The sequence below is a fragment of the Paraburkholderia sp. Cpub6 genome (assembly GCF_014201065.1).
Classification (GTDB): Bacteria; Pseudomonadota; Gammaproteobacteria; order Burkholderiales; family Burkholderiaceae; genus Paraburkholderia; species Paraburkholderia tuberum.
The window spans coordinates 34910-50098 of the sequence record NZ_JACHDM010000019.1; the positions used below are offsets into that span (position 1 = coordinate 34910).

General features: G+C 63.7%; 10 protein-coding genes. 6 read left to right on the forward strand and 4 right to left on the reverse strand.

All coding sequences use genetic code 11. The annotated features are described in order from the left end of the window. The first annotated feature begins 73 nt into the window (after nucleotides 1-73). From HDG33_RS26145 to HDG33_RS26155, 3 genes are all read left to right on the forward strand, one after another. A complete protein-coding gene (locus tag HDG33_RS26145; RefSeq protein WP_090802131.1) occupies nucleotides 74-625 on the forward strand; it encodes a shikimate kinase in 552 nt (183 codons plus the stop codon). After that, a complete protein-coding gene (aroB, locus tag HDG33_RS26150) occupies nucleotides 625-1710 on the forward strand; it encodes a 3-dehydroquinate synthase (protein WP_184035656.1) in 1086 nt (361 codons plus the stop codon). Before HDG33_RS26145 ends, aroB begins: the two co-directional genes overlap by 1 nt. Before the next feature lie 144 nt (nucleotides 1711-1854). Continuing rightward, on the forward strand, nucleotides 1855-3057 hold the full coding sequence (locus HDG33_RS26155; protein WP_311541596.1) for a deoxyguanosinetriphosphate triphosphohydrolase: 1203 nt from the start codon (nucleotides 1855-1857) through the stop codon (nucleotides 3055-3057). A 99-nt stretch (nucleotides 3058-3156) separates the two neighbouring features. Here HDG33_RS26155 and HDG33_RS26160 read toward each other — a convergent pair whose 3' ends face one another. Continuing rightward, nucleotides 3157-3537, reverse strand: coding sequence for a YqjD family protein (locus HDG33_RS26160; protein WP_013090729.1), 381 nt, complete (start codon nucleotides 3535-3537; stop codon nucleotides 3157-3159). Nucleotides 3538-3904: 367 nt separating this feature from the next. Beyond that, the gene (locus HDG33_RS26165) at nucleotides 3905-4630 is read right to left on the reverse strand and encodes an OmpW family protein (protein WP_184035660.1); all 726 of its coding nucleotides are present in this window, start codon (nucleotides 4628-4630) and stop codon (nucleotides 3905-3907) included. A 187-nt stretch (nucleotides 4631-4817) separates the two neighbouring features. Between HDG33_RS26165 and HDG33_RS26170 the strand changes: the two genes are divergently transcribed. The 3 genes from HDG33_RS26170 (at nucleotide 4818) to HDG33_RS26180 (ending at nucleotide 12155) form a co-directional block, all read left to right on the forward strand. After that, nucleotides 4818-5525, forward strand: coding sequence for a transposase (locus HDG33_RS26170; protein ID WP_013090727.1), 708 nt, complete (start codon nucleotides 4818-4820; stop codon nucleotides 5523-5525). Between the two features lie 352 nt (nucleotides 5526-5877). Further along, nucleotides 5878-10581 carry a glutamate synthase-related protein gene (locus tag HDG33_RS26175; RefSeq protein WP_184035662.1) on the forward strand — a complete coding sequence of 1568 codons (4704 nt, stop codon included), beginning with the start codon at nucleotides 5878-5880 and terminating at the stop codon, nucleotides 10579-10581. A gap of 104 nt (nucleotides 10582-10685) precedes the next feature. Further along, nucleotides 10686-12155, forward strand: coding sequence for a glutamate synthase subunit beta (locus HDG33_RS26180; protein ID WP_184035664.1), 1470 nt, complete (start codon nucleotides 10686-10688; stop codon nucleotides 12153-12155). A 197-nt stretch (nucleotides 12156-12352) separates the two neighbouring features. Here the strand turns inward: HDG33_RS26180 and HDG33_RS26185 are convergent, their stop codons facing one another. After that, nucleotides 12353-13618: a D-amino acid dehydrogenase gene (locus HDG33_RS26185; protein WP_184035667.1), complete on the reverse strand. Its 1266-nt coding sequence runs from the start codon at nucleotides 13616-13618 to the stop codon at nucleotides 12353-12355. Nucleotides 13619-13645: 27 nt separating this feature from the next. Continuing rightward, nucleotides 13646-14905 (reverse strand): MFS transporter, encoded by a 1260-nt coding sequence (locus HDG33_RS26190; RefSeq protein WP_184035669.1) that lies wholly within the window; start codon nucleotides 14903-14905, stop codon nucleotides 13646-13648. Nucleotides 14906-15189: the final 284 nt, after the last annotated feature.

The following is a 15189-nucleotide window of genomic DNA, read 5'->3' on the forward strand; positions in this document are numbered from 1 at the left end:
GCAGGCTCGACAAGGCAGCCGCTTTGCCAGTAAGCTGCGGCACGAACTACACCGGATTAGCCAGAGGACACCGTTGCAAGCGCGGGACGCACACGCCAATGTTTTTTTCGTAGGGCTCATGGGGGCAGGAAAAACCACTGTGGGTCGGGCGGTTGCGCGCCGTCTCGAGCGCCCGTTCTTCGATTCCGACCATGAAATCGAGGCGCGCACGGGCGCGCGCATTCCCGTGATCTTCGAGCTCGAGGGCGAAGCGGGCTTTCGCGATCGCGAAGCGAGCGTGATCTCCGAGCTGACCGGGCGCGACAATATCGTGCTCGCGACCGGCGGCGGTGCAGTCCTGCGGCCGGAAAACCGCGAAGCGTTGAAAAGCCGTGGCCTCGTGATCTATCTGCGCGCCAATCCGCATGACCTGTGGCTGCGCACGCGGCGCGACAAGAATCGCCCGCTGCTGCAAACGGAAGACCCCAAGGCGCGCCTCGAAGCGCTCTATGAAGTGCGCGACCCGCTGTACCGCGAATGCGCGCACTTCGTGATCGAAACCGGCCGGCCCTCGGTCAACGGACTCGTCAACATGGTTCTGATGCAGCTCGAGATGGCCGGCGTCGCCAAACATCCTGCGTCATAATGGACCGTATGATTACCGTCAACGTCGAACTGGGCGAGCGCGCCTACCCCATCCATATCGGTGCCGGCCTGATCGGCCAGACCGCGCTGTTCGCGCCGCATATCGCCGGCAACTCGGTCACGATCGTCACCAATAGCACCGTCGATCCGCTCTACGGCGACAAGCTGCGCGCAGCGCTTGCGCCGCTGAACAAGCAGGTGTCCACGGTGGTTTTGCCGGACGGCGAAGCACACAAGAATCTGCAGACGCTGAACCTGATCTTCGACGCGCTGCTCGGCTCGCGCGCCGACCGCAAGACCACGCTGATCGCGCTCGGTGGCGGTGTGATCGGCGACATGACCGGGTTTGCCGCCGCCTGCTACATGCGTGGCGTGCCGTTCATCCAGGTGCCGACCACGTTGCTGTCGCAGGTGGATTCGTCGGTCGGCGGCAAGACCGGCATCAATCATCCGCTGGGCAAGAATATGATCGGCGCGTTCTACCAGCCTCGGGCGGTGATCGCCGACATCGGCGCATTGCGTACGTTGCCCGAACGCGAACTCGCGGCGGGCATCGCCGAGGTCATCAAGACCGGCGCAATCGCCGACGCCGGATTCTTCAGCTGGATCGAGGCCAATATCGAGGCTTTGAACCGCTGTGAACCGGAGGCGTTGACCGAGGCAGTCAAACGCTCGTGCGAGATCAAGGCGTCGGTGGTGGCGCAGGACGAGCGCGAAGGTGGTCTGCGCGCGATCCTCAACTTCGGTCACACGTTCGGCCACGCGATCGAAGCCGGACTCGGCTATGGCGAGTGGCTGCACGGCGAGGCGGTCGGCTGCGGAATGGTGATGGCGGCGGATCTGTCGGTGAGGCTCGGCCATCTCGATGAAGCGTCTCGCAAGCGGCTCGTCGACGTCGTGCTTGCCGCGCATCTGCCCACTCGTGCTCCCGCGCTCGGCGCGGATCGTTACATCGAGCTGATGCAGATCGACAAGAAGGCGGAAGCCGGCGCGATCAAGTTCATTCTGCTGAAGCGTTTCGGTGAGACACTGATCACCCGCGCGCCCGACGCCGACGTGCATGCGACGCTGGCCGCCGCCGTCTAGATTCAACACGGCCCTTCAGCCACGCTTCACGCACCCGCGTCACGAGGCGCCGCCCATGTTTCGGAGGACCCGGTGACTGACAGGCGCAGCGACGATATCCAGCATGACACGACGAGCGCGCGCGCAGGCGCCGGGAACGGCGTCATCGCCGCCACGGTCAGCACCGCGGATGCCGCTGCCGCGGTTGCCACACCCGCCGTCCCCGCGCCGACCCAGCAGGCGCTCGAAGCGCATCTCGCGCCGTACGCGGCGCATTCGAGCCAGTCGCGTGGGCGTCGCTATGCGGAAACCGCGCCGAGCGCGCGTACCGAGTTTCAGCGCGACCGCGACCGCATCGTCCACTCGACCGCATTCCGGCGGCTCGAATACAAGACTCAGGTATTCGTCAACCACGAGGGCGACCTGTTTCGCACGCGCCTCACCCATAGCCTCGAAGTTGCGCAGATCGCGCGCTCGGTTGCGCGCAACCTGCGCGTCAATGAAGATCTCGTCGAAGCGATTTCGCTGGCACACGATCTCGGCCATACGCCGTTCGGCCATGCCGGCCAGGATGCGTTGAACGAATGCATGCGCGAGCATGGCGGCTTCGAGCACAACCTGCAGAGCCTCACGGTCGTCGACGAACTTGAAGAGCACTACGGAGCGTTCAATGGGTTGAACCTGTGCTTCGAGACGCGCGAGGGCATTCTCAAGCATTGCTCGCGCGACAACGCGCGCCGGCTCGGGACATTGGGCGAGCGCTTTCTCGAAGGGCGGCAACCGTCGCTCGAAGCGCAGATCGCCAACGTCGCCGACGAAATCGCGTACAACAATCACGACGTCGACGACGGGCTGCGCTCCGGTCTGCTGTCGCTCGAGCAGCTCGCCGAAGTGGAACTCTGGCAGACGCACTGCGAGGCGGCGCGCGGCGACTATCCGCAGATCGAGGGGCGTCGGCTGATTCACGAGACGGTGCGGCGCGTGATCAATACGCTGATCGTCGATCTGATCGAAACGACGCGGGCCAATCTCGCGCGCTACGCGCCGGCGTCACTCGACGACGTGCGCGCGGCGCCCCCGCTCGTCGCGCACAGTGATGCGATCGCCGCGCAGGCCGCGGCGCTCAAGCGCTTCCTGTTCAGAAACATGTACCGTCACTATCGCGTGATGCGCATGGCCAACAAGGCACGCCGCGTCGTGGTCGGCCTGTTCGACGCGTTCACCGACGACCCGCGGCTGCTGCCGCCGGACTATCAGTCGGCCGATGCGACGCGTCAGCCGCGTTTGATCGCGCATTACATCGCGGGGATGACCGATCGTTACGCGCTGAAGGAGTATCGGCGGCTGTTCGTGATCGACGATAACTAGCCGCTGGCGGCTCGGCGCGGCAAGGGGGTAACGTTCAGCGTTGCCGCATCGAAGCGGCCGTCGCGCCCCCTTGCCAGCACCGTCAAACCGCGCAAGGCTTCATCGCGAACGGGACGCGAACAGCGCCCCCGCCACCAGCGCAAGCCCGCCGACGATCGCAATCGTCTGCCACGGATTTTCATGCACGTAGTGATCGGCGTCCGAGATCGCGACGCCCGCCCGATCGCGCATCGCGTCGCGCGTGTCGTTCAGCCGCTCGCGCGCGGCGTCCAACTGTTTGCGCAGCCTGCCGCGCAGGGCCACGGCGTCGGCCTGCGTGCCGTCGGCCAAGGTCGATTCGAGTTCCGACAGCAGGGTGCGCAACTCGACCGCGATGTCTTCGGCCGCGTGGCGGCTGTGGCGAGCGATGCGCCGCGCGCGGCGACTCGCGCTGGTCCAGGATTCGCCGAGGGCGTCTCGCGTATTTGGAAGTGCTGTCATGGTCGCTCCGTCGATGAGTTGAAAGGCCCCGCGCATCGTCGCGCGGACACGCTATGCGCAGACGCAGTATCACGTCGTCGCGTAGGAAACGCCATCTAAACGCAACTTCGATGCCAAGCGCTGCATCGCCGGCACCGCTGCACGCGTGCGGCTCGCGACAGGATGGGGCGTGCCCGTATCGTCGCCGGATTTTGCACATGGACGCGCCGAATTCGCGTCAAATTTACAAACGCTGATGCCGGATGACGCTGCCATCCCGATGCAACGGAGACGCCAAATGCAAACGCCGTGATCGGTTCGATGACGGCGTTCCCCAGGTCGCGAAAATTCGACTACCCTAATTCAAGCTACCCGCTCTAGCGAAGCGTTAGAAACGGTAACCGACGTTGACGTAAGTGACGATCGGGTTCAGCTTGATCTTGGTTTGCGATTGCACGGTCAGCGTGCCGACCGGCGTGGCCGATGCCGAAGTGAGCTTTGCGGTCGTGCTGAGCGGCAGGTACGAGATCGACACGCCGGCGAACCAATGCTGATTGAAGGCGTACGTGAAGCCCGCATTAAACACAGGTACCCACGAACTATCCGTCGACACACTGGTCGGACCATGCAGAACGTTGGCTTCGAATGCGCTGTTGGAAATGTGTGCGTCGGTGAACCAGATGCGGCTCACACCGAGACCGAGATACGGGCGGAACGAAGCAGTCGGCGCGTTGAAGTAGTACTTGAACAGCAGCGTCGGGCTCCACTGTTTGGCCTGCCCGAGCTTGCCGAACTGCGCGAAGCTGCCCGTGCCGTACAGGTCGAAAGTAGGGGGGATGCCAATGACGAATTCGGTTGCGATATGGTCGGTGACGAAGTAGCCGGCGGTGAAACCGATGGTATCGGCCGAACTCAGCGAGGCGCCGGTGTTGGCTTCGGTGATGTTGGTTGGGCTACCGCCAATGCTGGTCACGGTCAGTGGGTCACTGCTCGATTGGGGCGCCAGATGGAACCAGCCCGTCGAGAAGAAAATGGTGCCGGCCGATTGTGCGTGCGCTGCCGTGCTCATGCAGGCTAGCACTGCCATCCCCGTTACGGCCTGTTTTAATTTCATATGTGCTCCTCCAAAAAAGGCCCGCTCATTATGACTACAACGTTTGAAACAAACCATACGCGGCGGTTAGAGTTTTCTCCCTAAGCACCGCGTGGTTTCTGGCTTGGCCGCATGGCGCCGAACCTTGCGCCCATGCGGCTCTTCGGACCTTCGGGTATATACCAACGCGACTATTGGATACTCCAGCATGGCACGGCTTGCACGTCTTTATGTCCCCGACCAGCCGCAGCACGTCATCCTCCGCGGGCTCGACCAGCAGCCCGCCTTCGTCGACGACCAGGACTACGAGCTTTTCATCGACTGTCTGAAGGCGGCCTCCCGGGACCATCACCTTTCCATCCACGCTTACGCCTTGATGCCGGGCGCCGTGCAACTGCTCGTCACGCCCACCGAGGAGTCGAGCCTGCCCAAGGCGATGCAGGCCGTCGGGCGGCGCTACGTCGCGCACTTCAACCGGCGCTATGCGCGTCGCGGCACCTTGTGGGAAGGCCGTTACCGGGCCACCGTGATCGAGGGTGAGCGCTACTTCCTGCTTGCGAGCCGGGTCGTGGAAATGTGTCCGGTGCGCTTGCAGCTGGTCAACGCGGCCGAGGATTATCGCTGGTCGAGCTACCGTCATCACATCGGCCTCACCCTCGACAGTCTGATCACGGATCACCCCCTCTACTGGTCGCTCGGCAATACGCCGTTCGAGCGACAGCGTGCTTATCGCGAACTGTGCGAGCAGCCGCTCGATGAGCGCGAGGCAAGCCAGCTCCAGCAAGCCACGTTGAAGGGCTGGGTGCTCGGCAGCGACACGTACCGCGAATGGGCGGCGCGCGCCGCCAACCGACGTGTGTCACCCCTACCGCGTGGCCGGCCACGCAAGGTGCGCGAGACGCCGCATACGCAGTGAGGCGGCGGCAGGGCGATGCCCCGGCGGCGCCGATAGAGCCGCTTTAAATCCGATTAAAGTGTTTTGCATCAAGGGACTGCATGAAGACGGCACGTCGGATGCCGTTTTCTTTTGCCCCAAATTGATATGGCACCAATAAAAAATAACCGCACTGCACCAATTTGATAATCGGGGACCGATCAATAGGTTTTATTTGCTATTTCCTTGATTCGTCGCGTATATTCCGATTTCCGACGCTTTTCGTCCCGCGCAGTCTTGCTGCGAGAAGAGCGCCGTCGTGGTCACGAAGCGCACTGCGGCAAAAGCACAATGGTTTAACGGCCTGTCCGGCCTCCTCACAGACGGTGTCCCCATGAACGATCACCAGCAACCGATTCACCCGGTTCCCGCCGCCCAAGGTCTGTACGACCCGCAAAACGAGCATGATGCCTGCGGCGTCGGCTTCGTCGCCCATATCAAGGGCCACAAGAGTCACGAAATCATCCAGCAGGGCCTGAAGATTCTCGAGAACCTCGATCACCGGGGCGCCGTCGGCGCCGACCCGCTGATGGGCGACGGCGCGGGCATCCTGATCCAGATTCCGGACGGCTTCTATCGCGAAGAGATGGCCCGGCAGGGCGTGACGCTGCCGCCGGCTGGCGAATACGGCGTCGGCATGATTTTCCTGCCGAAGGAGCACGCGTCGCGCATCGCCTGCGAACAGGAGCTCGAGCGCACGGTGAAGGCCGAGGGTCAGGTCGTGCTCGGCTGGCGCGACGTGCCGGTCGACCACGCCATGCCGATCTCGCCGACCGTGAAGGCGAGCGAGCCGCTGATCCGCCAGATCTTTATCGGCCGCGGCAAGGACATCATGGTGACCGACGCGCTCGAGCGGAAGCTGTACATCATCCGCAAGACCGCGAGCCATCGCATCCAGGCGCTGAAGCTCAAGCACGGCAAGGAATACTTCGTGCCGTCGATGTCGGCGCGCACGGTCGTCTACAAGGGTCTGCTGCTGGCGGGCCAGGTCGGTGTGTACTACCGCGACCTGCAGGACGACCGCACCATCTCGGCGCTCGCACTCGTGCACCAGCGCTTCTCGACCAATACGTTCCCGGCGTGGGAACTGGCTCACCCGTACCGCATGATCGCCCACAACGGCGAAATCAACACGGTGAAGGGCAACGTCAACTGGCTGAACGCGCGTACCGGCGCGATCGCCTCGCACGTACTCGGCGACGATCTGCCGAAGCTGTGGCCGCTGATCTATCCGGGCCAATCGGATACGGCATCGTTCGACAACTGTCTCGAACTGCTGGTGATGGCCGGCTACCCGCTCGTCCACGCGATGATGATGATGATTCCGGAAGCCTGGGAACAGCACACGCTGATGGACGAAAATCGCCGCGCGTTCTACGAATACCACGCCGCCATGATGGAGCCGTGGGACGGCCCCGCCGCCATCGCGTTCACCGACGGCCGCCAGATCGGCGCGACGCTCGACCGTAACGGTCTGCGCCCGGCGCGCTACATCGTCACCGACGACGACCTCGTCATCATGGCGTCGGAAGCCGGCACGTTGCCTATTTCCGAGTCGAAAATCGTCAAGAAGTGGCGTCTGCAGCCGGGCAAGATGTTCCTGATCGACATGGAGCACGGCCGCATCATCGACGACAAGGAACTGAAGGACAACCTCGCGAACGCCAAGCCGTACAAGAGCTGGATCGACGCCGTGCGCATCAAGCTCGACGAGATCGAGGCGAAGGCCGAAGACGTCGTGACGGAACGCCGCGAAGCTGCTGCGCTGCTGGATCGCCAGCAGGCGTTCGGCTACACCCAGGAAGACCTGAAGTTCCTGATGGCGCCGATGGCGCAAGCGGGCGAGGAAGCCGTCGGCTCGATGGGCAACGATTCGCCGCTCGCGGTCATGTCCAACAAGAACAAGACGCTCTATCACTACTTCAAGCAGCTGTTCGCGCAGGTCACGAACCCGCCGATCGACCCGATCCGTGAAAACATGGTGATGTCGCTCGTGTCGTTCATCGGCCCGAAGCCGAACCTGCTCGACACTAACAACATCAACCCGCCGATGCGTCTCGAAGTGTCGCAGCCGGTGCTCGACTTCAAGGACATCGCGAAGATCCGCGCGATCGATCAGTACACCGGCGGCAAGTTCAGCTCGTACGAACTGAACATCTGCTATCCGGTCGCCTGGGGCAAGGAAGGCATCGAGGCACGCCTTGCGTCGCTGTGCGCGGAAGCCGTCGATGCGGTCAAGTCCGGCTACAACATGCTGATCGTGTCGGACCGCAAGACCGACCGCGACAACGTCGCGATTCCGGCGCTGCTCGCTACGGCCGCGATCCACACGCACCTCGTGCAGCAGGGTCTGCGCACGAGCACGGGTCTCGTCGTCGAAACCGGTTCGGCGCGTGAAACGCACCACTTCGCGCTGCTCGCGGGCTATGGCGCGGAAGCCGTGCACCCGTACCTCGCGATGGAAACGCTGAGCCAGCTCGCGGCCGGCCTGAAGGGCGACCTGTCGGCGGAGAAGGCGGTCTACAACTTCACGAAGGCAGTCGGCAAGGGCCTGCAGAAGGTCATGTCGAAGATGGGTATTTCGACCTACATGTCGTACACCGGCGCGCAGATTTTCGAAGCGGTCGGTCTTGCCGCGGATCTGGTGTCGAAGTACTTCCACGGCACGTCGTCGAAAGTCGGCGGCATTGGTCTGTTCGACGTCGCGGAAGAAGCGATCCGTTTGCATCGCGAAGCATTCGGCGACAACCCGGTCCTCGCGAACATGCTCGACGCGGGCGGCGAGTACGCGTACCGCGTGCGCGGCGAAGAACACATGTGGACGCCGGATGCGATCGCCAAGCTGCAGCACTCGGCGCGCAGCAACTCGTACCAGACGTACAAGGAATACGCGCATCTGATCAACGATCAGACCAAGCGCCACATGACCTTCCGCGGCCTGTTCGAGTTCAAGTTCGATCCGACCAAGGCGATCCCGCTCGACGAAGTCGAGCCGGCGAAGGAAATCGTCAAGCGTTTCGCGACCGGCGCAATGTCGATGGGCTCGATCAGCACCGAAGCGCACGCCACGCTCGCCGTCGCGATGAACCGCATCGGCGGCAAGTCGAACACCGGTGAAGGCGGTGAAGACGCGAACCGTTATCGCAACGAACTGCGCGGCATTCCGATCAGGAACGGCGACACGATGAAGTCCGTGATCGGCGACGAAGTGGTCGTCGACATTCCGTTGAAGGAAGGCGATTCGCTGCGCTCGCGCATCAAGCAGGTCGCGTCGGGCCGCTTCGGCGTGACGGCGGAGTACCTCGCGTCGGCCGACCAGATCCAGATCAAGATGGCGCAGGGCGCGAAGCCGGGCGAAGGCGGTCAGCTGCCGGGTCACAAGGTGTCGGAATACATCGGCAAGCTGCGGTACTCGGTGCCGGGCGTCGGCCTGATTTCGCCGCCGCCGCACCACGACATCTACTCGATCGAAGATCTGGCGCAGCTGATTCACGATCTGAAGAACGTGAACGCGTCGTCGAGCATCTCGGTGAAGCTCGTGTCGGAGTCGGGCGTCGGTACGGTTGCCGCGGGTGTCGCGAAGGCGAAGGCCGACCACGTCGTGATCGCCGGTCATGACGGCGGCACGGGTGCATCGCCGCTGTCGTCGATCAAGCATGCGGGCACGCCGTGGGAACTGGGTCTCGCCGAAACGCAGCAGACGCTGGTGCTGAACCAGCTGCGCGGCCGTATCCGCGTGCAGGCCGATGGTCAGATGAAGACCGGCCGCGACGTCGTGATCGGCGCGCTGCTCGGCGCTGACGAGTTCGGCTTCGCGACGGCGCCGCTCGTCGTCGAAGGCTGCATCATGATGCGCAAGTGCCATCTGAACACGTGCCCGGTCGGCGTCGCGACGCAAGATCCGGTGCTGCGCGCGAAGTTCCAGGGCCAGCCGGAACACGTCGTGAACTTCTTCTTCTTCATTGCGGAAGAGGCGCGCGAAATCATGGCGCAACTCGGTATCCGCAAGTTCGACGACCTGATCGGTCGCGCGGAACTGCTCGACACGAAGAAGGGTATCGAGCACTGGAAGGCGAAGGGCCTCGACTTCTCGCGTGTGTTCTACCAGCCGCAAGTGCCGGCTGAAGTCGCGCGCAAGCACGTCGACGTGCAGGATCACGGCCTCGACCGCGCGCTCGACCACACGCTGATCGAGAAGGCGAAGGCAGCGATCGAGAAAGGCGAGCACGTGTCGTTCATCCAGCCGGTGCGCAACGTGAACCGCACGGTCGGCGCGATGCTGTCGGGCACGATCGCGAAGAAGTACGGCCACGAAGGACTCGCGGACGACGCGATCCACATCCAGTTGAAGGGCACCGCGGGTCAGAGCTTCGGCGCGTTCCTCGCGAAGGGCATCACGCTGGATCTGGTCGGCGACGGCAACGACTACGTGGGCAAGGGCCTGTCGGGCGGCCGCATCATCATCCGTCCGACCAACGATTTCCGCGGCAAGTCGGAAGAGAACATCATCTGCGGCAACACGGTGATGTACGGCGCGATCGAAGGCGAAGCCTTCTTCCGCGGTGTGGCCGGCGAGCGATTCTGCGTGCGTAACTCGGGCGCGACGGCGGTCGTCGAAGGCACGGGCGACCACGGTTGCGAATACATGACGGGCGGCACGGTGGTCGTGCTCGGCGAGACGGGCCGTAACTTCGCGGCCGGCATGTCGGGCGGTATCGCGTACGTGTTCGATCCGGACGGCATGTTCGCGAGCAAGTGCAACAAGTCGATGGTCGCGCTCGAACCGGTGCTGCAACAGGCCGAACAGGAGCGCACGGTCGATCAGGGCGTGTGGCATCGTGGCACGACCGACGAAGCGCTGCTCAAGGGGCTCATCGAGCGTCACTTCCAGTTCACGGGCTCTCCGCGCGCGAAGGCGCTGCTCGAAAACTGGGACGCGGCACGCCGTCAGTTCGTGAAGGTGTTCCCGACCGAATACAAGCGCGCGCTCGGCGAACTCGCCGCGAAGAAGGCGAACAGCGAAGTGCTCGCCGCCTGAGCTGCCTTCACGGAAGTCAACTTTAGACGTACCCGCCGCGTTCCGACCAATCGACGCGTGGCGGGTCCAGATTACCCCTAGATACAGATAGAGAAGAGAACCACATGGGCAAGGCAACCGGTTTTCTCGAGTTCGAACGTCGCCACGAGACGTACGAGGCTCCGCTCACGCGTGTGAAGCACTACAAGGAATTCGTCGCGGCACTGACCGACGACGAAGCGAAGATTCAAGGCGCGCGTTGCATGGACTGCGGCATTCCGTTCTGCAACAGCGGCTGCCCGGTCAACAACATCATCCCGGACTTCAACGACCTGGTGTTCCGTCAGGACTGGAAGAACGCGATCGAAGTGCTGCATTCGACCAACAACTTCCCCGAGTTCACGGGCCGCATCTGCCCGGCACCGTGCGAAGCTGCGTGCACGCTCGGCATCAACGACGACCCGGTCGGCATCAAGTCGATCGAGCACGCGATCATCGACAAAGCCTGGACCGAAGGCTGGGTCGCGCCGCAAACGCCGAAGCACAAGACCGGCAAGAAGGTCGCCGTGGTCGGCTCGGGCCCCGCGGGTCTCGCGGCCGCGCAGCAGCTCGCGCGCGCCGGTCATGACGTGACCGTGTTCGAGAAGAACGACCGGATCGGCGGTCTGCTGCGTTATGGCATCCCCGACTTCAAACTGGAGAAGTGGCAGATCGACCGCCGCATGCGCCAGATGGAAGGCGAAGGCGTGACGTTCCGCACCAACGTGTTCATCGGCAAGCCGGACTCGCTGCCGGCGCACATCGGCAACACGGCGAAGGAAACCATCACGCCGGCCGAACTGAACGAACAGTTCGACGCGGTCGTGATCGCCGGTGGTTCCGAAACGCCGCGCGATCTGCCGGTGCCGGGCCGCGAGCTCGAAGGCGTGTACTACGCGATGGAATTCCTGCCGCAGCAGAACAAGGTCAACGCGGGCGACAAAGTGCCGAACCAGCTCGTCGCGAAGGGCAAGCACGTCGTCGTGATCGGCGGCGGCGATACCGGTTCCGACTGTGTGGGCACGTCGAACCGTCATGGCGCGAAGAGCGTCACGCAGTTCGAACTGCTGCCGCAGCCGCCGGAAGAAGAGAACAAGCCGCTCGTATGGCCGTACTGGCCGATCAAGCTGCGCACGTCGTCGTCGCATGAGGAAGGCTGCGAGCGCGACTGGGCGGTCGCGACCAAGCGTCTCGAAGGCAAGAACGGCAAGGTCGAGAAGCTGATCGCCGCGCGCGTCGAATGGAAGGACGGCAAGATGGTCGAAGTGCCGAACTCCGAATTCGAAATGAAGGCCGACCTCGTGCTGCTCGCGATGGGCTTCACGCAGCCGGTGTCGCCGGTGCTCGAAGCGTTCGGCGTCGACAAGGATGCGCGCGGCAACGTGCGCGCCACGACCGAGGGCGACAAGGCGTACTACACGTCGGTGAACAAGGTGTTCACGGCAGGCGACATGCGCCGTGGCCAGTCGCTCGTGGTGTGGGCGATTCGCGAAGGCCGTCAGTGCGCACGTTCGGTCGATGCGTTCCTGATGGGGCATTCGGAACTGCCGCGTTAAGCGTCTTCAGCCGGTGTGCGTGCCTGGAGTTCCATGCCGCGCGCGCCGGCCACGATTTGCAGGAAGACGTGGAGACGACAAGACGCCCCATGAAGGGCACCTGTAGCGGGAAAGCAATGCAGTAAAAAAGAAACCGGGCTCGCCTGAAAGGGGGAGCCCGGTTTTCTTTTGCCTCGTCGCGGTGCGTTATGTCCGCCTCATTGGCGATAGCGCGCGAGCGTCAGACCGTCGAGATCGATCTCCGGTTTGCGCTGCGCGATCAGATCCGCGACCACGCGCGCCGAGCCCATCGACATCGCCCAGCCCGTCGAGCCGTGCCCGAGGTTCAGCCATAAGTTGTCGATGTTGCACGGGCCGAGCAGCGGCGCGCCATCGGGCGTCATCGGCCGGCGGCCGACCCAGAAGTGCGCGGAAGTCGGATTGGCCGCGTGCGGAAACCAGTCGCGCAGCACCGTGAGCAGCGTTTGCAGCGCCTGCTCGCGCAACGTCGTCTGGCGATTGCCGAGCTCCGCCGTACCCGCGATGCGCAGGTTGTTGCCGAAGCGCGTGATCGCCGTCTTCAGCGATTCGTCCATCAGTGCCGCCCGTGGCGCTTTTTCCTCGTCGGTCACAGGCAGCGTGGCCGAATAGCCCTTCACCGGATAGAGCGGCACCTTCACGCCGAGCGGCGCGAGCAACGCCGCGCTATCGACGCCGAGCGCGACGACCACTGCGTCGGCCGGCAGCGTCTGCGCGCCCCGCTCGCTTTGAATATGCACGCCGCGCACCGTCGCTCCCTCGACATCGAGCGACGTGACGCGCGTGTCGAAGCGAAAGCTCACGCCATTGCGTTCACAGATCGCGCGCAGTTCGCGGGTGAAGCGCGCGCAGTCGCCGGCTTCGTCGTCGGGTAGATAGAGGCCCGAGAACGGCGCCTGACGCGCCCAGTGCAGACCCGGCTCGATCTCCGCGCACTGCGCGGCGCTGACTTCCCGATGCACGATGCCCGCATCGCGCAGCACCGCGAGCGCCGGCTGCGCGAGTTCGACGTCGTACTCGCTGCGAAACAGTTGCAGATAGCCCTGGCTGCGGCCGTAATCGAACGGATGACGGCCGCGAAATTCGTGCAGGCAAGCGCGGCTGTAGTACGCGATGCGCTGCATACGCTGCTTGTTCACGCGAAAGCGGTCGAGGTCGCACTCGCGCAGCCAGCGCGCGATCCAGCGCCATTGGGCCGGATCGAGCGTCGGCCGGAAGATCAGCGGCGAGGCCGGCTTGAACAGGTACTTGAGGATTTTCGCCGGCATGCCGGGCGCGGCCCATGGCGTCACGTAGCCCGGCGCGATCACGCCGGCGTTGCCGAAACTCGTGGACAGGGCGACGTCGGGTTCGCGCTCGATCACCGTCACGTCGCAGCCTTGCTGGCACAGATAAAAAGCAGTGGCGACGCCGATGACGCCGCCGCCGAGTACGATCGTTTTCATGATTGGGAACTGCGGTGTCAGACGATCTCAAGCGGCGGAGCCGGCCGCCCCTAGCACCTTGCCCTTCGTTTCCGGCAGGCACAACGCGGCGACGATCACGAGCAGATACCCCGAGCCCGCGACGATGCCCATCGCCTTCACGAGCGTCATCGTCTGCGCGAAGGTGCCGACGAGTATCGGAAAGAACGAGCCGAGCCCGCGCCCGAGGTTGTAGCAGAAGCCTTGCCCCGAGCCGCGGATTTCGTTCGGATACAGCTCCGACAGATACGCGCCGATGCCCGCGAAAATCCCCTGCACGACGATGCCGAGCGGGAAGCCGAGCGCGAGCATCATCGCGTCGGTGATCGGCAGCATCGTGTAGACCATGCCGAGCACGAACGAGCCGACCGCGAACAGCACGAACGACGCGCGCCGGCCGATCCTGTCGCACAGAATCGCGCCGACGATATAGCCGGCGAACGAACCGACGATCAGCACGATCAGATAGCCGCTCGTATTGAACACCGACAGATGGCGCTCCGTCTTCAGATAGGTGGGCAGCCACGTCGTGATCGCGTAGTAGCCGCCGAGCATGCCGGTGCACAGCGCGCTGCCGAGCACAGTCGTCTTCAGATGCGCGGCTGAGAAGATCTGCATGAAGTGCGACGTGTTGATGCCGCTTTCGCGCGCGCGACGCGTCGCGACAAAGATGTCGGGGTCGCTGACGTTGCGGCGGATATAGATGATCCATGCGGCGGGCAGCAGGCCAACCCAGAAGCACGCGCGCCACGCGTACTGTTCCGGCAGCAGCGCGAAAGCCGCCCAGTAGACGATCGCCGCGGCCGCCCAGCCGAACGACCAGCTGCTCTGCACGGTGCCGACCGCCTTGGCGCGATGCTGTGGCGAGCGGATCGTCTCGGCCATCATGATCGTCACGACCGACCACTCACCGCCGAAGCCGATGCCCTGCAGCGTACGCGTGGCGAGCAACTGCCAGAACGACTGCGTGAAGCCAGACAGGAACGTGAAGATCGCGAAGGTGACGATCGTCCATTGCAATACACGGATGCGGCCGTGGCGATCGGCAAGAATGCCGGCGAGCCAGCCGCCGATCGCCGACGAAATCAGCGAGCCGGTGGCGATCATGCCTGCTTCGCTTTTGCTCATGCCCCACGTCGCGATCAGCGTCGGAATGAGGAACGAGTAGATCATGAAGTCGAATGCGTCGATCGCGTATCCGCCGAAACCGGCGAATAGCGTGCGACGCTCGCGCGGGGTCAGCTCGGTGAACCATTGGAGAGAAGACATGTTTTGTTGTGGTCTCCAGGTTTCTTGTGCCTGCGGGGGCCGGATGGGAGGGTGTCCGTATTCTACGGGGATGCGGCGTCGTGAGGCCAGTTGGAGTCAAAAAGGGCGTGCGCGAGGTGACGGCCGATAAGGCACCGCAAGGGAACGGAAATCAGTGGGCCAACCGTCCCTCTTTTTTCTTACTAACCCCTACGATGTAACGCAAAACTTCCTGGTCAACGTTAAACTGCGTCTGCAGCCCCGGCTGCCCCGCGCAATCCTCCTATACACCTGTCGCCCCGATG